16 protein-coding genes and 2 riboswitches are annotated in these 17,767 nt (G+C 67.9%); of the genes, 11 read left to right on the forward strand and 5 right to left on the reverse strand.

The annotated features are described in order from the left end of the window. Positions 1-4: 4 nt before the first annotated feature. The 3 genes from ACHL_RS06820 to ACHL_RS06830 all read left to right on the forward strand — a co-directional run bounded on the left by ACHL_RS06820 (position 5) and on the right by ACHL_RS06830 (position 2,947). On the forward strand, positions 5-1,216 hold the full coding sequence (locus tag ACHL_RS06820; RefSeq protein ID WP_015936569.1) for an amidohydrolase family protein: 1,212 nt from the start codon (positions 5-7) through the stop codon (positions 1,214-1,216). A 106-nt stretch (positions 1,217-1,322) separates the two neighbouring features. After that, on the forward strand, positions 1,323-2,114 hold the full coding sequence (locus tag ACHL_RS06825; RefSeq protein ID WP_015936570.1) for a DeoR/GlpR family DNA-binding transcription regulator: 792 nt from the start codon (positions 1,323-1,325) through the stop codon (positions 2,112-2,114). Positions 2,115-2,164: 50 nt separating this feature from the next. Next, on the forward strand, positions 2,165-2,947 hold the full coding sequence (locus ACHL_RS06830) for a CPBP family intramembrane glutamic endopeptidase (protein ID WP_015936571.1): 783 nt from the start codon (positions 2,165-2,167) through the stop codon (positions 2,945-2,947). 128 nt (positions 2,948-3,075) lie between these two features. On the opposite strand, the gene ACHL_RS06835 is transcribed toward ACHL_RS06830, so the two are convergent. Then, positions 3,076-3,714 (reverse strand): VOC family protein, encoded by a 639-nt coding sequence (locus tag ACHL_RS06835; RefSeq protein ID WP_015936572.1) that lies wholly within the window; start codon positions 3,712-3,714, stop codon positions 3,076-3,078. 162 nt (positions 3,715-3,876) lie between these two features. After that, a riboswitch (SAM riboswitch) is annotated at positions 3,877-3,992 on the forward strand. Between the two features lie 43 nt (positions 3,993-4,035). Between ACHL_RS06835 and ACHL_RS06840 the strand changes: the two genes are divergently transcribed. Then, positions 4,036-5,358, forward strand: coding sequence for a bifunctional o-acetylhomoserine/o-acetylserine sulfhydrylase (locus ACHL_RS06840; protein ID WP_015936573.1), 1,323 nt, complete (start codon positions 4,036-4,038; stop codon positions 5,356-5,358). Between the two features lie 142 nt (positions 5,359-5,500). Then, a riboswitch (SAM riboswitch) is annotated at positions 5,501-5,615 on the forward strand. Between the two features lie 12 nt (positions 5,616-5,627). After that, entirely contained in the window at positions 5,628-6,743 is a 1,116-nt protein-coding gene (metX, locus tag ACHL_RS06845; RefSeq protein ID WP_015936574.1) for a homoserine O-acetyltransferase MetX, read from the forward strand. Positions 6,744-7,621: 878 nt separating this feature from the next. Here the strand turns inward: metX and ACHL_RS06850 are convergent. Then, positions 7,622-8,491: an SGNH/GDSL hydrolase family protein gene (locus tag ACHL_RS06850; protein WP_015936576.1), complete on the reverse strand. Its 870-nt coding sequence runs from the start codon at positions 8,489-8,491 to the stop codon at positions 7,622-7,624. A 78-nt stretch (positions 8,492-8,569) separates the two neighbouring features. Here ACHL_RS06850 and ACHL_RS06855 point away from each other — a divergent pair, with 78 nt between their 5' ends. Then, positions 8,570-9,220 (forward strand): alpha/beta hydrolase, encoded by a 651-nt coding sequence (locus tag ACHL_RS06855; protein WP_015936577.1) that lies wholly within the window; start codon positions 8,570-8,572, stop codon positions 9,218-9,220. A 54-nt stretch (positions 9,221-9,274) separates the two neighbouring features. Here the strand turns inward: ACHL_RS06855 and ACHL_RS06860 are convergent, their stop codons facing one another. Then, positions 9,275-9,508 carry an RNA-binding S4 domain-containing protein gene (locus ACHL_RS06860; protein ID WP_015936578.1) on the reverse strand — a complete coding sequence of 78 codons (234 nt, stop codon included), beginning with the start codon at positions 9,506-9,508 and terminating at the stop codon, positions 9,275-9,277. 32 nt (positions 9,509-9,540) lie between these two features. Between ACHL_RS06860 and ACHL_RS06865 the strand changes: the two genes are divergently transcribed. From ACHL_RS06865 to ACHL_RS06875, 3 genes are all read left to right on the forward strand, one after another. Then, positions 9,541-10,542: a DMT family transporter gene (locus ACHL_RS06865; protein WP_015936579.1), complete on the forward strand. Its 1,002-nt coding sequence runs from the start codon at positions 9,541-9,543 to the stop codon at positions 10,540-10,542. Between the two features lie 130 nt (positions 10,543-10,672). Further along, positions 10,673-12,058, forward strand: coding sequence for a glycine--tRNA ligase (locus ACHL_RS06870; RefSeq protein ID WP_015936580.1), 1,386 nt, complete (start codon positions 10,673-10,675; stop codon positions 12,056-12,058). 2 nt (positions 12,059-12,060) lie between these two features. Next, entirely contained in the window at positions 12,061-13,113 is a 1,053-nt protein-coding gene (locus ACHL_RS06875) for a GNAT family N-acetyltransferase (RefSeq protein WP_015936581.1), read from the forward strand. Positions 13,114-13,232: 119 nt separating this feature from the next. On the opposite strand, the gene ACHL_RS06880 is transcribed toward ACHL_RS06875, so the two are convergent. Together ACHL_RS06880 and ACHL_RS06885 are read right to left on the reverse strand one after the other, a co-directional pair. After that, a complete protein-coding gene (locus ACHL_RS06880; RefSeq protein WP_015936582.1) occupies positions 13,233-14,057 on the reverse strand; it encodes a lysophospholipid acyltransferase family protein in 825 nt (274 codons plus the stop codon). 75 nt (positions 14,058-14,132) lie between these two features. After that, the gene (locus ACHL_RS06885) at positions 14,133-14,891 is read right to left on the reverse strand and encodes an alpha/beta hydrolase (RefSeq protein WP_015936583.1); all 759 of its coding nucleotides are present in this window, start codon (positions 14,889-14,891) and stop codon (positions 14,133-14,135) included. A gap of 83 nt (positions 14,892-14,974) precedes the next feature. On the opposite strand from ACHL_RS06885, the gene ACHL_RS06890 reads away from it, so the two are divergent. Both ACHL_RS06890 and dusB read left to right on the forward strand, forming a co-directional pair. Then, a complete protein-coding gene (locus ACHL_RS06890) occupies positions 14,975-16,429 on the forward strand; it encodes a YibE/F family protein (protein ID WP_015936584.1) in 1,455 nt (484 codons plus the stop codon). A gap of 143 nt (positions 16,430-16,572) precedes the next feature. After that, the gene (dusB, locus tag ACHL_RS06895; RefSeq protein WP_015936585.1) at positions 16,573-17,751 is read left to right on the forward strand and encodes a tRNA dihydrouridine synthase DusB; all 1,179 of its coding nucleotides are present in this window, start codon (positions 16,573-16,575) and stop codon (positions 17,749-17,751) included. The last annotated feature ends 16 nt before the right edge of the window (positions 17,752-17,767 follow it).

Consider the following 17,767-nt stretch of genomic DNA (forward strand, 5'->3'; position numbering starts at 1 on the left):
GAGCATGAGCCTCCTAATCACCAACATCGCCGAGCTGATGACCCAGGACCTGGAACACCGGGTCCTGACGGATGCCGCGGTGGTGATCGACGGCGAACGCATCGCCTGGATCGGGCCGGCGGCCAGTGCTCCCGCCGCGGACGACGCGGTCGACGCCGGACGGCGCGCCCTGCTGCCCGGCTGGGTGGATTCCCACACGCACCTGTTGTTCGCCGGGGACCGGACAGCGGAGTTCGAAGCACGGATGGCCGGGGAATCGTACTCGGCCGGCGGGATTGCGGTGACCGTGGACGCTACCCGGGCTACCTCCGATTTCGATCTCACGCGGTTGGCGATGGGCAGGGTGGCCGAGGCCGTCTCGCAGGGCACCACGTACATGGAGACCAAGACCGGATACGGCCTCGACGTGGAGCAGGAGGCACGCAGCGCCCGGATTGCCTCCACTGCGGCGGACCAGGCCACCTACCTTGGCGCCCACCTGGTTCCCGCCGGCCAGGACGCTGACGCGTACACCGACCTGGTGTGCGGGCCGATGCTCTCGGCTGTCCGGCCGTATGTGCAGTGGGCGGACGTCTTTTGCGAGAAGGGCGCCTTTACCGAGGACCAGTCCCGCCGCGTCCTGCAGGCCTGCAGGGATGCCGGGCTGGGGCTGAGGGTGCACGGCAACCAGTTGGGCGAGGGGCCGGGCGTCCGCCTGGCAGTGGAAGTGGGGGCCGCCAGCGTGGACCACGTCAATTACCTCGCGGGCGCCGACGTCGAGGCCCTTGCAGGAACCTGGTCCGGCTGGGACCCGGCGTCCGGGACGGGGGTGCGCGGCACGATGGCTACCTGCCTGCCGGCGTGCGACCTGTCCACCCGCCAGCCGCTGGCCCCCGCCCGCGCCCTCCTGGACGCCGGCGTCCAGGTGGCCCTTGCCTCCAACTGCAATCCGGGTACTTCCTACACCAGTTCCATGGCCTACTGCGTGGCCACCGCGGTGCTGCAGATGAAGCTCAGCGTGCACGAGGCCGTCCGTGCGGCCACTTATGGCGGCGCGCTGGCGCTGCACAAGGATCGCGGCACCGATGCCGACGGCCAACGTGCCGTGGGTTCCATCGCCGTCGGACACCGGGCCGACCTGCACCTGCTGAACGCCCCCTCGGCCACGCATCTCGCGTACCGCCCGGGCATGCCGTTGACGTACGCTGTGTGGCGGGCGGGTGTCCGCGCACGGTAGGAAGCAGGGCACGCCCCCGCACTTCTTGACGGTAGATGATTGTTTCAGGTCTGTTATGATCATGAAACGTCATCCGGAGCGGTGGCTGTTGTACTGAGAGGCCCGCATGACCCGCACTGACCGCCTGACCGCCATCCTCGACTTGCTTGCCAGGACCGGCCAGGTGGAAGTGGACGAGATCGTGAACACCCTGGGGGTTTCCCCCGCCACCGCACGCCGGGACCTGGACAGCCTTGCCAAGCGCCGGCTGCTGACCCGTACCCGCGGCGGTGCCACCACCGGTGCCCTCGCCTACGACCTTCCCGGCCGCTACAACCGGGACGACCACGCCGAGGCGAAGGAGCAGATTGCCCGGGCGGCGTCCGCCCTGATCCGGCCCGGAGCTGTCATAGGACTCTGTGGCGGCACCACCAGCACCGCGCTGGCCCAGATCCTGGCTACCCGCGAGGACCTGAATGCCCCGTCCAACCAGTCAACGCTGACCGTTGTCACCAACGCCATCAACATCGCCGGGCAACTGGCGGTGCGGCCCAACATCAAGGTGATGGTCACCGGCGGCATCCTCAATCCGCGATCCTACGAGCTGGTGGGCCCCTACACGGACATCATCATGCAGAAGGTGGTCCTGGACATCGCCTTCATTGGCGTGAACGGCATCGACCCCGAGGTGGGCCCCACCAACACGGGGGAGGGCGAGGCCTCGGTGAATGCACTGCTGGCCAGCCGGGCCCGGGTGTCCTATGTCATTGCCGATTCCTCCAAGGTGGGGGTGCGGGCCTTCGCCACCATGGACGGTTATGACTTCACCCGCCTGATCACCGACGCCGGCATCTCGCCGCGGGACAAGGCCGCCTTCGAAGCCAACGGCACCGAGGTCATCGTCGCCCCCGTGGCCTGACACGGCGGGGCCATCAGCCCCGGCCCAGAAACTGCGGGCAAGATGGGTACATGCTGGTTCCATCCCGCCGCCGCCTGGCGTTCGAAGTCTGGATTGTCCTGGGCCTGTCCCTGGGCCAGTCCGCCGTGTATTCGGTAGTGCAGCTCCTGGACAAGATGACCCGCGCCCCGCTGGCCGAGGGAACCTCGACGCTCAACCGGTCCCAGAGCACCCGCGAATACTTCGATCTGACCTATCAGCTCCTGGACATCATCTTTGCCCTCGTCCCGGTCCTGCTGGTGCTGTACTTCCTCTCGGGCCCACGGCAGGCGGCCTCCGGGGGCCTTGGTGCGCAGTCCGGATCAGCCTTCACGAAGCTGGGCTTCAATTTCGCCCGCCCGGGCAAGGACCTGCTGCAGGGGGTGGGGCTTGCAGCACTCATCGGCATCCCGTCGCTGGGCCTCTACGCCGCCGGACGTGCCCTGGGGATCACCACCGCCATCATCCCCAGCGCCCTGGACGCCTACTGGTGGACGGTGCCGGTCCTGATCCTCTCCGCCGTCCGGCACGGCATCGTGGAGGAGGTCATCGTGGTGGGCTACCTTCTGGACCGCTTCGGCAAGTTCGGGTGGAGCGTGCCGCTGTCGATTGCCGTCAGTTCAGTGCTCCGCGGCAGCTACCACCTGTACCAGGGCTTCGGCCCCTTCATCGGGAACGTGGTGATGGGCATTGTCTTCGCCTGGATCTACACCCGGACCAAACGCGTCATGCCGCTGGTCATCGCACACGCGCTGCTGGACATCGTGGCGTTCGTCGGCTTCAGCCTCTTCGGCAAGGCCGTCGGCCTGGGGTAAGCCGGACAGGAATGGATTCGGCCGCCATGGGGTGGTGACGCCGTTGTCACCACCCCATGGCGGCCGAAGCTGGTGCGGGCAGGCGCCCGCGACCGTGGTCCGGCGTGAACCGGACCACAGATGGAGGGTCAGAGGGTGACGGCTCCGTTGGCGGTTTCGAAAGTGACGGACAGGATGCCGGGGGTGCCGTGCGGTGCAACCCACTCGACAGCCACGTCCTCCAGCGGCTTCTCCACGGGCTCGCCCAGCCACTCGGTGACCCGCGAAGCGGAACCGGCGATGGTCAGGCAGCTCATCTTGAGGCTGCTGTCATAGGCGTTGGAGGGGTGCAGCGAGGGGTCGCCTTCCCACTTGAGCATGTAGGGAACCTGGGGGTCGGCGATGAGGCCCAGGATGCCGATCTGCTTCCACACCAGTTCCCGGCCGTCCGGGAACTTGCGGTTGCCGTTGACGGCGGAGCGGCCCAGGCGCTCTTCGAACGGGGCGAGGTCGTCCACTTCGACGCACCAGCCCATCCAGCCGCCGCCCGCCGCGGAGCGGGCCCGTACGGCCTGTCCGAAGGGAGCCTTGTCCGAGGCGGGGTGGTCCAGGACCTCCACCACTTCGAGGTACTTGTGGCCCGCAAGCGGGATGATCATATTCCGGGTTCCGAACCGGGGATGTACCCCGCCTTTCACTGCCTCAACGCCGAGGGCAGATGCAATTCGTTCGGTAGTGGCCGCGAGGCCATCGTGTTCACAGGCGTAAGAGACGTGATCCATGCGCATGCCAACATCTTGGCACTTTGTGATCGGGCTCTCAGCTTAGGCTTGCCTTACTCGAAATTTCCATTTCTCTGGGGATCAGTTTTCCGCCCGTCCGGCAGCCGCGGTGACCATGTTCGTCACAATCCTGTCCGCCGCCGCCAACGTGTTCCTACACTTGGCGCAGGTCATGAGTGCCAGCGCCAAGCCCCGGCTCGCTGGCCGGCAACCCTCCATCCGCGGTGGGGTGCCCCGGGTGAGGACCTGGTTGTCCGGCAACGGCCGGGCGGCAAGCGCGGCCCGTGGTGCTCACAGCATGCCGGGCCCATGTCAAAGGAGCCTTGAATGTCCAACGGTTGGTCCTTCGAAACCCGGCAGATCCACGCCGGCCAGGAGCCCGACGGCGCCACCGGCGCCCGGGCCCTTCCCATCTACCAGACCACCTCGTTTGTCTTCCCCAGCGCAGAAAGCGCGGCCAACAGGTTCGCCCTGGCGGAACTGGCCCCCATCTATACCCGCATCGGCAACCCCACCCAGGAGGCCGTGGAGCAGCGCATCGCCAGCCTCGAAGGTGGACTCGGCGCCTTGCTGCTCAGCTCCGGCCAGGCTGCGGAGACCTTCGCCATCCTGAACATTGCGGAGGCGGGCGACCACATTGTGGCCAGCCCCAGCCTGTACGGCGGAACCTACAACCTGTTCGCCCACACGCTGAAGAAATTCGGCATCACCGTGACGTTCGTGGCGGACCCGGACAACCTGGAGCAGTGGCGGGATGCCGTGCAGCCCAACACCAAGCTGTTCTTCGGTGAGGTGGTCTCCAACCCGCGCCAGGACGTCCTGGACATCGAAGGCATCTCGGGGGTGGCGCACCAGGCCGGCGTGCCCCTCATCGTGGACAACACCCTCTCCACGCCGTACCTGATCCGGCCTCTCGAATGGGGCGCCGACATCGTGGTCCACTCGGCCACCAAGTACCTCGGCGGGCACGGAGCGGCGATCGCCGGCGTCATTGTCGACTCGGGCAAGTTCGACTTCAGCAAGGACCCGGAACGGTTCCCGGGCTTCAACACCCCGGACCCCACCTACAACGGCCTGGTCTACGGCAGGGACCTCGGGGAGAACGGGGTCCTCGGCGCAAACCTCTCTTACATCCTCAAGGCGCGCGTCCAGCTCCTGCGGGACCTCGGCTCGGCGGTCTCGCCGTTCAACGCCTTCCTGATCGCCCAGGGCCTGGAAACGCTGAGCCTGCGGGTGGAACGCCACGTCGCCAACGCCACCGAGGTGGCCCGCTGGCTGGAAGGACGGGACGACGTCGAGTCCGTCGCCTACGCGGGCCTGCCGTCCAGCCCCTGGTACGAGCGCGGCCGCAAGTACGGACCAAAGGGAACCGGCGCCGTCGTCGCGTTCAACCTCGCCGGGGGAGCAGAAGCGGGGCAGCGGTTCGTCGACGCCCTGGAGCTGCACTCCCACGTTGCCAACATCGGCGACGTCCGTTCCCTGGTGATCCACCCCGCCTCGACCACCCACAGCCAGCTGACTCCTGAACAGCAGGCGGTGGCGGGCGTGACGCCCGGCCTGGTGCGGCTGTCCGTGGGCATCGAGCACATCGATGACATCCTGGCGGACCTCGAAGCGGGTTTCCGCGCCGCCAAGGGCGCGCTCAACTAGGCCGAAGACGTACGACGGCGGGAGGCCGGCCAGGCGGCCGGCCTCCTTGCGGCCGGGTGCTGCTTGGGGATAACGGAGCCGGCAAGTCATAACCAGTCACATGCTTGGCCATCAGCGGGGGGTATTTCGTACACTCGAACCAGGTCATGAGTGCCAGTGACAGCCCCGGCTTGCTGGCCGGCAACCCTCCTTCCGCGGCGGGGTGCCCCGGGTGAAGACCTGGCCTGCCGGTAAACGACGGCGGGCAAGCGCGTAGAAGAGGTCTTGCCATGACGGTTACCGTCGCCCGTACAACCGCACCCGAACACGGAATTGTCCGCTATGCCTCCATCGGGGGCCTGCAGCTCGAAGGCGGCGGATTCCTGCCGGACGTTACCCTGGCGTACGAAACGTGGGGGACGCTGAACGCCGATGGCAGCAACGCCATCCTGGTGGAACACGCCCTGACCGGCAGCACGCACGTGACCCGCGGGGACACCGATGAGGAGGGCTGGTGGGAGCACCTGGCCGGTCCCGGCGCCCCCGTCGACACGGACCGCTTCTTCGTGGTCTCCATCAACATTGTGGGCGGCTGTTACGGCTCCACGGGGCCGTCCTCGCCGGGCCCCGACGGAAAGCCCTGGGGCTCCACGTTTCCCCTGGTGACGCTCCGGGACAGCACGGAGGCTGAAGCCCGCCTGGCGGACCAGTTGGGCATCAGCAGCTGGTACGCGGTGCTGGGCGGCTCCATGGGCGGCGCCCGGGCGCTGGAATGGGCCGTCACGTTCCCCGAACGGGTGCAGCGCTGCGCCGTCATCGCCGTGGGAGCAGCCAGCACGGCCGAACAGATCGCGTTTGCCCAGGCCCAGACCCTGGCCATCCGCCAGGACCCGAACTTCAACGACGGCGACTACTACGGCGGCCCCATCCCCGAGGCCGGCCTGGCGCTCGCCCGCCGCATTGCCCACATCACGTACCGGTCCGCGGCGGAGCTGGAGCACCGCTTCGGCCGTGAAGCCCAGGCTTCGGAGTCGCCGCTACAGGGCGGGGTCCTTGCCGGCCGGGGCCGCTACCAGGTGGAGAGCTACCTGGACCACCAGGGCAGCAAGCTCGTCCGGCGCTTCGACGCGAACAGCTACATCGCCCTCACCGAGACACTCATGAGCCACGATGTCTGCCGTGGCCGGGGAAGCCTGGCTGACACCCTCGCCCGGACCAGCGCCCGGTTCTTTGTGGCAGCCGTGGAATCGGACCGGCTCTACTTCCCGTCCCAGTCGCACGAGCTGGCCCAGGCGCTGCCCGGCGACGTTGGTGTCCACCTCATCCAGGCGCCCATCGGCCACGACGGGTTCCTTACCGAAATCGGCCAGCTGGGAGCGCAGCTCCGGTCGGATTTCCTGGCCTAGCAGCAAGGCCTGCACATGAATCAGAGGCCTGTCCGCGGAACCGAACCCTCAAGGGCCGGCTAGCGCGGACAAGCCTCGGATTAATGATTCCGGTGATGGCCGGGGAACCGCTGGTGGGATTCTGCGGCCCAGGCTAGCCGTTCATGATTTCGCTGCGGCGGGCCATGTAGTCCTCCATGGACAATTCGCCGTTGCTGTACTTCTCATCCAGTTCCGCCAGCTTCCGCGCCCGGAAGCCCTGCGGGGCCGACGGCGGCAGGGGAGTGGCGGGTGCGGCCGGCTGTTCAGGTGCGGCGTACCCGGGCTGCTGATGGCCGGGCGGGGCGTAGGGAGGCTGGTTCGACTGCTGCTCCCCATACGGGGCCTGCCCGAACGGCTGCCCGCCCTGGCCGGGGACCGGCGGCTGGCCGTACTGGTACAGTCCGGGCTGCGGGACGGGGGTGCCTGCTGCCCGATCTGCCGGTAGCCACCGGAAAAGTAATCCTGCTGGGTGTACCCGTCTCGCGGTTGCTTGCTCTGTGGACCGGCCGAACCGGGGAACTGGCCGCCCGGGAACTGATTGCCGGGGTATTGGCCGGCGCCGGGGAACTGGTCCGGGTAGCGGCCCTGGAAGCTCTGGTCATGGTTCCGCTTGGCCACCGACTTCCGGTACATGCGCATGGCCATCGGGATCACGAATGACAGGATGATGATCCAGAAAAACAGGTTGCTCACGGTGCTGTGCCTCTCGAAGGGTTCTTCCAGCTTAACGCGGGGGTTATGCCGGAAGTGCCGGTCCGCCCACGAAAGCCGCATATCGGTCCGCCGCATCGCTGAGTGCCCCGGCGCGCGCGTCAGTCCGCGCTTCCCCGCGGCCGATGCGTGCGGGAACGCAGTGGCTAGCTCCGCACCGGGTCGGCCGTCCCCAACGGACCTTCCCCCGAACCCAACGGTACGCCCGGGCCGAAGACGGGACCCGGCGTCGGACGCTTGGCTGTGATGCCGTCACCGGACGACTGGTGGCGCAGCCGGCGCAGCACCCACGGCACAAAGTATTCACGGGCCCAGACGAGGTCCCCGCTGCGTGCCTCGCGCCAGGTGCTCGGCGGCAAGGGCTTGGGGTGGCGCGGCTCAAGGGTGTGGTTCACGTTCAGTGCCTCGAGGACCATCGCGGCGATGGTGTGGTGGCCCAGCGGCGAGAAGTGGAGGCGGTCCTGGTCCCACATCTGCGGGTCGCTGAGCTGCCGGAGGGACCACATATCCGCGATCACGGCGTCATGCCGCGCCGCGACGGTCCGCAGGTTCTCGTTGTAGATGGCAACCTTGCTGCGGATCCTTCCCAGCACCGAAGAGCCGGTGTCGGGCCCGTTGAACAGCACCACGGTGGCTCCGCCCATGGACAGGATCTGCACCACCGAATCCAGCTTTTCGGCCAGGGCATCGGGGTCTCCGCCGGGGCGGATCAGGTCATTGCCGCCAGCGGAAAGCGTCACCAGGTCGGGCTTGAGCGCCAGCGCCGGAGCAAGCTGCTGGTCAACGATCTGCTGGAGCAGCCTGCCGCGGACTGCCAGGTTGGCGTAGGCGAAGTCGGGCAGCGTTCGGCCCAGTTCTTCGGCCACGCGGTCGGCCCAGCCGCGGTAGCCGCCGGGGCTCGAGGGTTCGGGGTCGCCGATGCCCTCGGTAAAGGAGTCGCCCATGGCCACGTACCGGGTCCACGGGTGGGAGCCGGCGTCCGCGGCGGGGCTCTGGAGTGGGCTTGCGTCAGTCACGGGTCCTATCCTGCCTTCCGCCTCGCTGCCTACGCGAACGTAGGTTGTTACTTTCGGGTAACTGTAAGAATGGAAACCATGACTGAAGCCGAAGTATTTCCTGCCCCCGTCGTCCTGTGGTCGCACCCTGAAGGTGAACGGGACGGCAAACCCCTGCTGGTGCTCCTGCACGGGTACGGCGCCAACGAGCAGGACCTGCTGAGCCTCGCGGACCTCCTGCCCGGCGGGTTCGCCGTCGCCTCCGTCCGTGCCCCGATCGCCATGGGCCCGGGCTTTACCTGGTTCCCGCTGACGGCCTCGATCGACTACTCGCTGGACCGGGTCAAGAAGGCTTCGGCGTACGTCCTTGACTGGATCGACACCGTCAAGGATGGGCACCCCTCGGTGTCCCTGCTCGGCTTCTCCATGGGCATGGCCATGGCCACCACCCTCCTGCGGCAACGGCCCGCGGACTTTGCTGCCGTCGTCGGACTTTCAGGGTTCGTGGTGGACGCGGGGGACGACCCCACGTTCAAGGACGCCGAACTGGACGGCACCGTGCCCATGTTCTGGGGCCGGGACCAGCAGGACCCTGTGATCACGGAGGACAAGATCGACTTCACCATGGGCTGGGTGCGCAAGCACGTCAAGCTCACCAAGGTGCTTTACACGGGAATGTGGCACGGGATCAACCAGCAGGAGATCGGCCACGTGGGCGAATTCCTCACCCACGAGGTCCTGAAGAAATAGGACGTACGACGGCGACGCGTCCGTTGGCGCGCAGCCGTCCAGTCCCCGCCGGGTTCAGTCAGCTTCGGGTGCCACCACGCGCACTGTCTGGCCGTTCACGGTCACGGTGTCGCCGTTGTGCAGCTGGCGGCCGCGGCGGTCGTCGATCTCGCCGTTGACCTTCACCAGGCCGTTCTTGATCAGCTCAGCCGCTTCCACGCCGTCCTCCACGAGGTTGGCAAGCTTCAGCAGCTGGCCCAGCCGGATCATCGTGTCGCGGATGGGGACGTCGTCAACGGGGATGCTCATAGAGCAATAATGCCTGACGTAAGGTGGATCCAATGACCCCCACCTCCCGCCTGCCCGTGCTCGCAGGCCTGCCGCTGGCGGTTGGCGCCGGCCTTGCCATTCCAGTCCAGGGCCGGATCAACGGCGCCCTGGGGGCACGGCTGGACGACGGCATCAGCGCCGCAGTGGTGAGCTTCAGCACAGGACTGGTGGTCATGGTCCTCATCTCGCTGCTCCTGCCGCGCGGCCGGGCCGGCCTTGCCCGGATCATTCCCGCCGTCCGCAGCCGGGCGTTCCCGCCCGCCTATGTCCTGGCCGGGGGAATCGGCGCGCTGTTCGTGTTTGCCCAGACCTTCACTGTCGGCATCCTGGGCGTGGCACTCTTCACCGTGGCCACCGTCACGGGCCAGACGGTCAGCGGCCTGCTGGTGGACCGGCTGGGCCTGGGCCCGGCGGGCAAGAAATCCGTCACCGGCATCCGCATTGTCGGCTGCATCCTCACCATCGCCGCTGTGGCCTGGGCCGTGTCCCCGCGGTTTGCCGCGGGGGCGTCGGGCGGAGGGTCCGACGGCGGTGCTGCCGCACTGCTGCTGCCCCTCCTGCTGCCCGTGGCGGCGGGCTTCCTGATGAGTTTCCAGCAGGCGATGAACGGCACCGCAACCGTTCACTACGGCACCCCGATCGCCGCCACGCTGGTCAACTTCATCGCCGGCTGCCTGGTCCTCTGGACCGTGCTGGGCATCAAAGTGCTGGTGTCAGGCCCCGGAAACCCGCTGCCGGGGGAGTGGTGGTACTACCTGGGCGGCCCCATGGGCTGTGTGTTCATCGGCCTGGGTGCCCTCCTGGTCCGGACCCTCGGCGTCCTGGTCACCGGCCTGGGCATGATTGCGGGGCAACTGCTGGGTTCGCTGGCCCTGGACGTGTTCGTGCCCGCCCCGGGCAGCGTGGTGGCCCTCCCCACTGTCCTCGGCACCATCCTGACCCTGGCAGCCATCATCCTGGCAACACTGCCGTGGCCGCGGGGCGCGCTCCGCGGACGGCGGCCGGTAGGCTAGGAAACGCAGCTTTCACGCATCCCTTCATCCGCCCCGCCAGGGCACCGGACGTGCTCTACGTCCGTTGCCGTGCGTGGCCTGAAAACCGCGGACCGCACCCAGCGGCCCTGTAGAAATTGGAGTTACCCCCATGGCAGCAAAATCCGTCCTCGACCAGGTCATTTCCCTCTCCAAGCGGAGGGGCTTCGTGTTCCAGGCCGGTGAGATCTACGGAGGTTCGCGTTCAGCCTGGGACTACGGGCCCCTCGGCGCCGAACTGAAGGAAAACATCAAGCGCCAGTGGTGGCAGTCCATGGTCCGCGGCCGCGAAGACGTGGTGGGCCTGGACTCCTCGGTCATCCTCCCCAAGCAGGTTTGGGAAGCGTCCGGCCACGTAGATGTCTTCTCCGACCCCCTGGTGGAGTGCCTGTCCTGCCACAAGCGCTACCGCGCAGACCACCTCGAAGAAGAGTATGAGGAAAAGAAGGGCCGCCCGGCGGAAAACGGGTTGAAGGACATCGCCTGCGCCAACTGCGGCACCCGCGGCGAATGGACCGAACCGCAGGAATTCTCCGGCCTGCTCAAGACCTACCTTGGCCCGGTGGCCAGCGAGGAAGGGCTGCACTACCTGCGCCCCGAAACCGCGCAGGGCATCTTTGTGAACTTCAACAACGTCCTCACCACCTCGCGGAAGAAGCCGCCGTTCGGCATCGGCCAGATCGGCAAGTCCTTCCGCAACGAGATCACCCCGGGCAACTTCATCTTCCGCACCCGCGAGTTCGAACAGATGGAGATGGAATTCTTTGTCGAGCCCGGAACGGACGAAGAATGGCACCAGTACTGGATGAAGGAGCGCATGGCCTGGTACACCGGCCTGGGCATCCGTGAGGAGAACCTGCGGTTCTTCGAGCACCCGCTGGAGAAGCTCAGCCACTACTCGAAGGGCACCACGGACATCGAGTACCGCTTCGGGTTCCAGGGCTCCGAATGGGGCGAGCTGGAGGGCGTGGCCAACCGCACGGACTTCGACCTCTCCACCCACGCCAAGGCTTCCGGCACGGACCTGAGCTACTTCAACCAGGCCACCAACGAGCGTTACACACCGTATGTCATCGAACCCGCCGCCGGCCTGACCCGTTCCTTCATGGCGTTCCTGATCGACGCTTACACCGAGGATGAGGCACCCAACGCCAAGGGCGGCGTCGACGTCCGCACCGTGCTCAAGCTGGACCCGCGCCTGGCCCCGGTCAAGGCTGCCGTGCTCCCGCTGAGCCGCAACGAAGCCCTGTCTCCGAAGGCCAAGGACCTCGGTGCCCAGCTCCGCAAGAACTGGAACATCGACTTTGACGACGCCGGTGCCATCGGCCGCCGCTACCGCCGCCAGGACGAGATCGGCACCCCGTTCTGCATCACCGTGGACTTCGACACCCTCGAGGACCAGGCCGTGACCATCCGCGAACGCGACACCATGAGCCAGGAACGGGTCTCCCTGGACAAGGTGGAGGGCTACCTGGCCTCACGCCTGATCGGCGCCTAGCCATGGCCATCGAATACCGCGAATGGCGGGACGGTGACGATCTCGCACTCCTGGAGATCTGGGGCGGCCCGGAAACGGCCCAGGCCCGGCAGTTCCGCAGCGCCCTGGCGCCGTCCTCCAACGGGACCGGCGGCGCGCCGTGGCGGCGCTGCATCGTTGCCGAAGACGTGATCGACGGCGTCGGCATCCCCGTAGCCGCCGGCGTCGTCTATGAAGCGGCGCTGCACCCGGAACGCCTGTGGAGCTACATCGAGGTGTCCCGGGACCACCGGCGCACCGGTATCGGTGCCACGCTCCTGGCCATGCTGCGCCGCGAAGCCGCCAATGCGCCGTCGGGCGTGGCCAAGCTGCGTGCCAAGGTGGAGCCCGGCACCCCGGGCGAGGCCTTTGCCGGGGCCGCAGGCCTCGCGCCCATCCAGCGCTCACGCCTGGTGGTTGTGCAGCCGGGCGCGCTGAAACTGCCGGTCTTCCCGGACACGGACCATGGCGGCCGGCCGGTCAGCGGCGAGAACGCCGGCTCCGATGTGGTGATGGACCTTGCCACCGGATCGGTTGAACTGACCGACGTGGTGGGCCGGTACTACACCGCCATCCACGACTGGGATTCGCCCGGGGCGCTGTCTGTGGGCCAGGTGCAGAAGCTGTTCCTTGATGAACTCACCGGAGCCCACGGCGCCATCGTCCTCCGGGCGCAGCCCGAATCGGCGTTCGGCCAGGGGGTGGCCCCCAGTAAGAAGGGCCGCATCCGGGCGTTCGCCGTCAGCTACGCTGCCCCGGCAACCCCGGAAGCGGCCGACGCCGGTGAAGGCCCCGGGGGCCAGGATGCTGCTGCGCCGGGAGCCCCCACGGACGTGTTCGTGGGCCATGACCCGGCCTTGGCGGCCGATGATGCTGCCGAGGCCGTCCGGGACATGCTGGCCCTCATCGCGTACCAGCACCCGGTCATGCTGGAACTCGACGATTCCATGGCTGCCCTGCGCGCCGCCGTTGAACCCCTGCTGGAAAGCGGGAAGGCCCGGCTGGCCGCGGCGGAAACCCTGGTGGTCTCCGAGTAGGGAACCCCGGCCCGCAGCCCACCCGTGAAGCGCTGGCTGCCGTTCTGATTCACCAGAACGGCAGCCGGCGCTCCTGCTTAAGAGGTGCGGGCTTAAGGGGTGCGGGACTGCGGGGCGGGCTACTTCCTGCGTGGACCGCGACGGCGGCCGCGGGCTTCGTCGTCCGTGTCCAGGATTTCGCGTTCGGCCTCGGTAGGGGCGCCCCCGCCCAGGTGCGCCGGCATCCACCATGCCCGGGGCTCCGGCTGCAGTGGAAAGTCGGCGATGCACCGACCGATCCCGTCCTGGAGTATGTCCCGCAGGGACGCCGTTGCTGCCTCGGCATCCACGTCCGGCGCATAGGCCAACGCACTGCCCACATGGACCCGCACCGGTGCGCGCCAGGCCCGGCGGGGGGAGAAGCCGTGGCCGCGGGTCAACAGGCGGTGCGCGCCCCAAACGGACACGGGAATCACCGGAACGCCGGCCTCGGCCGCCATCCGGACCGCCCCGGTCCTGCAGCCGCGAACTGTGAAGCTGCGGCTCACGCCCGCTTCCGGAAAGACAGCCAGGTACTCACCGGCCCGCAGTTTCGCGACGGCCTCGTCGTAGGCGCCGGTCCGGCCGGTGTAGCCCACCACCACGTGGCCGCTGGCGCTGACGGCCGGGCCTGCGAACCAGTGGTCGGCCGCACCCTGGTGGATCAGGAACCGCAGCTGCGCCCGGGCATGCTTCCAGAGCAGCAGTTCAGCGACGGCGAAGTCCAGGTATCCGAAGTGCGTCACGGCAAAGACCGCTCCGCTCCCGGGGACCACCGCGCGGGACACCCCGTTACGCGGCCCCGCCGAAGGCAGATGCCCGGTTCCGGTACTGATGACGCGGATCCGGAAAGCCCACCGGAGGAACAGCCCGGTGCGCACGATCAGCCGGTAGAAGCGGTCATTGGGGGCCGGCCGCCAGGGCATGGCTGCCTCCGTCCGAGGGGATAGGAATGATGGCAGGCGAGGCCCACCCTCCGGTTCTGTTTACGTCGCTGCGGCTCACAGGGTGACGTGCACGGACCCTTCGGGGAGCAGTTGGCCGAAGGCGCGGGCAGGCCGCACCGGGGCGCCGGTGCTTTCGGCAAATGCCCGGATGACGAATCCGGTAGCCAGGATGTGCCAGATCCTGACCTTGCGAAGCATGAAGTGGCCAACGCCCTTGAGCGAGACGTACTGCATGCTGGCCGTCTCCGCGGTGGCGCGGCGTGCGAACGCCAAGGACTGCCGGGGGCTGGTCATGTGGTCAGTGGTCCCGTGCACAATCAGGACCTTGCGGCCGGCAACCCGCTCGGCCGGCGCCTCCGGGCTCAGCCAGGGCGCCAGCGCCACCACCGCCTCCACCTGAGGGTGGTCCGCGGCACAGACAGCTGTCAGGCCGCCCATGGAGTGCCCCACCAGGAAGACCGGAACCCCGGGGTGGCTTTCCTCGATTTGCTGCAGCGCCCACTTGGCATCCTGCAGCGGCGACATGTCGTTGCCGTTCCAGCCGCGGACGCTGTTGCGGAGGGACCAGACGGCCAACCCGTGCTTGCGGCCCGCGCGGTGCAGGTGCCGGGCGAAGGGAACCATCCTGGCGGGGCTCAGGTGGCGGGCCTCCACGGGTTCCCGGCTGCGGGCCTTACCACCATGCAGCACCAATGCCACCGCCTTCGTAGGTCCGGACGCCTCCAGGACGCTGAGTACAGGCCGGTGCAGGGGAACCACTGGCTGCTGCCCGGTCTGCACCCCGCCGTTATCCTTCGTGCCACGGTTGCCCACGCCGGTACCTCCAAGTCCGAATGGTCCATTTATCAACCCTACGGTGCCCCACGTAGAGTTCACCGTATGAGGTTCAACTGCTGATGGGCGCAGGACACTCCCACGCTTCCACAGATCATTCGGAGCCGACGGCCCAGGCGATGGCTGCCCGCAGGAAGGCCAACCGCATCCTTGCCGCCATCCTGATTCCCATCACACTGCTTACCCTCGCCGGGATGGCCATGCTGTGGCCGTCCGGAAGCAAGGAGGGCATCTCGCTGGCCAACCCCTACTCCACGGCACCGGGAGTGACGTTCGATACCGGGACCATCAAGAACGTGGCAACGGAGAACTGCATGCAGGGCGTCGCCACCCAGGAGCAGGGACAGGGCGGCCGGCCGCAGCAGGGATCGGGCCAGCAGCCCCAAGGGTCCAACTGCACGTTCGCGTTCACCGAACCGGACCAGGGCGGCAGCCCGGTCAAGGTGGTCATCAACCCGGACGTGGCCACGTCGCACGGTGTCAAGCCCGGCGACCGGATCCGCTACCTCAATCTCTCCAACGCCCAGGGGGCAGCTTCCACGCAGGGCTCGCCAGCCTACATTTTCGTGGACTTCGTCCGGACCCTGCCCATCGTCCTGCTGGCCATCCTGTACGCCTTCGTGGTCATCGCCGTCGCCCGCTGGCGGGGCCTCCGTGCCCTCATCGGCCTGGTGGGTGCCTACTTCGTGCTGGCCAGCTTCATGCTGCCGGGGCTGGTGGAGGGCAAGCCGCCGCTGCTGCTGGCCCTGGTGGGATCCACGGTGATCATGATCGGGGTGCTGTACTTCGCCCACGGTTTCTCCGCCAGGACCTCCACCGCACTGCTTGGGACGATGTTCGGGCTGGCGATCACCGCCCTCCTGGCCTGGTGGGCCACCAGCGCCGCGAACCTGGCCGGGGTGGGCAACCACGACGCCACCACCCTGATCAACACGTCAGCGAACATCTCCATTTCGGGGGTAATCCTGTGCGGGCTGATCATCTCAGGGCTGGGCGTCCTCAACGATGTGACCATCACGCAGTCTTCAGCTGTCTGGGAACTGTACGAGCTGGCGCCGAACAGCAGCGCACGCAAACTGTTTACGTCGGCCATGCGGATCGGCCGCGACCACATCGCCTCAACCGTTTACACCATCGCGTTCGCCTACGCCGGAGCGGCCCTGCCCATCCTCATCATCGTCATGCTGTACGACCGGCCACTGGGGGAGACCCTCACCAGCGCCGAACTCTCCGAGGAGGTCATCCGGACCCTGGTCGGATCGATCGGCCTGGTGCTGGCCATTCCGGTGACCACCCTCATCGCCGTGCTGGTGGTCAAGGCCACCGGTATCCGGCAGGAGGCTCCCGCCGTCGTGACCACTGCGCGCGCCAACGCTGAACCGGGCGCGCCGCGGACTGCGCCGTCCGGATTCCGCCGGCGTGCAGCAACGGAGTTGACGGACGACGGCGCGGGGTTGTCTGCAGGCGGCGACGAAACCTTTCCCACCCGCCGGAGCCGCAGGGCCGACCGCGGCTGACTGCTCCTCCTGGCAGCCGGCCAGCCAGAGGTCCGGGCCACACTCTGGCGGTGAGTGGTCCGGCAGGTGCGCGGGATCGAAGGCCAGGACCGATCGGCACTGGTGCCGGCACCCGATTTGGCCGGATTTGCAACAATGGAACAGTGACTGTTGCAGCAACCCCACCCGCCGCCCGGCTGGAACTCCCGCCCCTGAAGCTCGGTCCCCTCACCGTGGACACGCCGGTAATCCTGGCCCCCATGGCAGGGATCACCAATTCCGCTTTCCGCCGTCTGTGCCGTGAATACGGCGGCGGCATGTACGTGGCCGAAATGGTCACGTCCCGCGCGCTGGTGGAGCGGACCCCCGAGTCCCTCCGGATCATTTCGCACGACGACGACGAGAAGGTCCGGTCCGTCCAGCTCTACGGGGTGGATGCCGGCACAGTGGGCGCGGCCGTCCGGATGCTGGTGGAAGAAGACCGCGCGGACCACATCGACCTGAACTTCGGCTGCCCCGTCCCGAAAGTCACCCGGCGCGGAGGCGGTTCCGCCCTGCCGTGGAAGATCGACCTCTTCACGGCCATCGTGCAGACCGCGGTGCGGGAAGCGTCCAAGGGCAACATCCCGCTGACCATCAAGATGCGCAAGGGCATCGACGATGACCACCTCACGTACCTCGACGCCGGCCGGATCGCCCGCGACTCCGGTGTCGCCGCCGTCGCGCTCCACGGCCGCACGGCGGCGCAGTTCTACTCCGGCCAGGCGGACTGGTCGGCCATCGCCCGCCTCCGCGAGGCCCTGCCGGACATCCCGGTGCTGGGCAACGGCGACATCTGGTCCGCCGAAGACGCCGTGCGCATGGTCCGCGAAACCGGCGTGGACGGCGTGGTGGTGGGCCGCGGCTGCCAGGGCCGGCCGTGGCTCTTCGGCGACCTCCAGGCAGCGTTCGAAGGCAGCGACGTCCGCCACCGCCCCAACCTGCGCCAGGTGGCCGAGGGCGTCTACCGGCACGCGGAACTGATGGTGGAAACCTTCGGTGACGAGGGCAAGGCGCTGCGGGAGATCCGCAAGCACATCGCCTGGTACTTCAAGGGCTACGTGGTGGGCGGTGAACTCCGCACCCGGCTGGCCCTGGTGACCAGCCTGGAGGTCCTCCGCGACACCCTCGCCGAGCTTGACCTGGATTCGCCGTACCCCGGCGGCGACGCGGAGGGCCCCCGCGGACGTGCCGGGTCACCCAAGCGGCCCGCGCTGCCCAAGGACTGGCTGGATTCCCGGGCGCTGAACGATGCACAGTCGCGGGACATCGCCGCGGCCGAGCTGGACGTTTCAGGTGGCTGAGGTCCCGGTGGCTGAA

It is taken from the genome of Pseudarthrobacter chlorophenolicus A6 (genome assembly GCF_000022025.1).
In the GTDB taxonomy this organism is placed as follows: domain Bacteria; phylum Actinomycetota; class Actinomycetes; order Actinomycetales; family Micrococcaceae; genus Arthrobacter; species Arthrobacter chlorophenolicus.

Coding starts and splice junctions, on each gene's coding strand:
- ACHL_RS06840 (WP_015936573.1), top strand. CDS start 4,036: ATGTCCAACGGTTGGTCCTTCGAAACCCGGCAGATCCACGCCGGCCAG.
- ACHL_RS06875 (WP_015936581.1), top strand. CDS start 12,061: ATGGCCATCGAATACCGCGAATGGCGGGACGGTGACGATCTCGCACTC.
- ACHL_RS06820 (WP_015936569.1), top strand. CDS start 5: ATGAGCCTCCTAATCACCAACATCGCCGAGCTGATGACCCAGGACCTG.
- ACHL_RS06865 (WP_015936579.1), top strand. CDS start 9,541: ATGACCCCCACCTCCCGCCTGCCCGTGCTCGCAGGCCTGCCGCTGGCG.
- ACHL_RS06880 (WP_015936582.1), bottom strand. CDS start 14,057: ATGCCCTGGCGGCCGGCCCCCAATGACCGCTTCTACCGGCTGATCGTG.
- ACHL_RS06835 (WP_015936572.1), bottom strand. CDS start 3,714: ATGCGCATGGATCACGTCTCTTACGCCTGTGAACACGATGGCCTCGCG.
- ACHL_RS06890 (WP_015936584.1), top strand. CDS start 14,975: ATGGGCGCAGGACACTCCCACGCTTCCACAGATCATTCGGAGCCGACG.
- ACHL_RS06855 (WP_015936577.1), top strand. CDS start 8,570: ATGACTGAAGCCGAAGTATTTCCTGCCCCCGTCGTCCTGTGGTCGCAC.
- ACHL_RS06825 (WP_015936570.1), top strand. CDS start 1,323: ATGACCCGCACTGACCGCCTGACCGCCATCCTCGACTTGCTTGCCAGG.
- metX (WP_015936574.1), top strand. CDS start 5,628: ATGACGGTTACCGTCGCCCGTACAACCGCACCCGAACACGGAATTGTC.
- ACHL_RS06830 (WP_015936571.1), top strand. CDS start 2,165: ATGCTGGTTCCATCCCGCCGCCGCCTGGCGTTCGAAGTCTGGATTGTC.
- ACHL_RS06870 (WP_015936580.1), top strand. CDS start 10,673: ATGGCAGCAAAATCCGTCCTCGACCAGGTCATTTCCCTCTCCAAGCGG.
- ACHL_RS06860 (WP_015936578.1), bottom strand. CDS start 9,508: ATGAGCATCCCCGTTGACGACGTCCCCATCCGCGACACGATGATCCGG.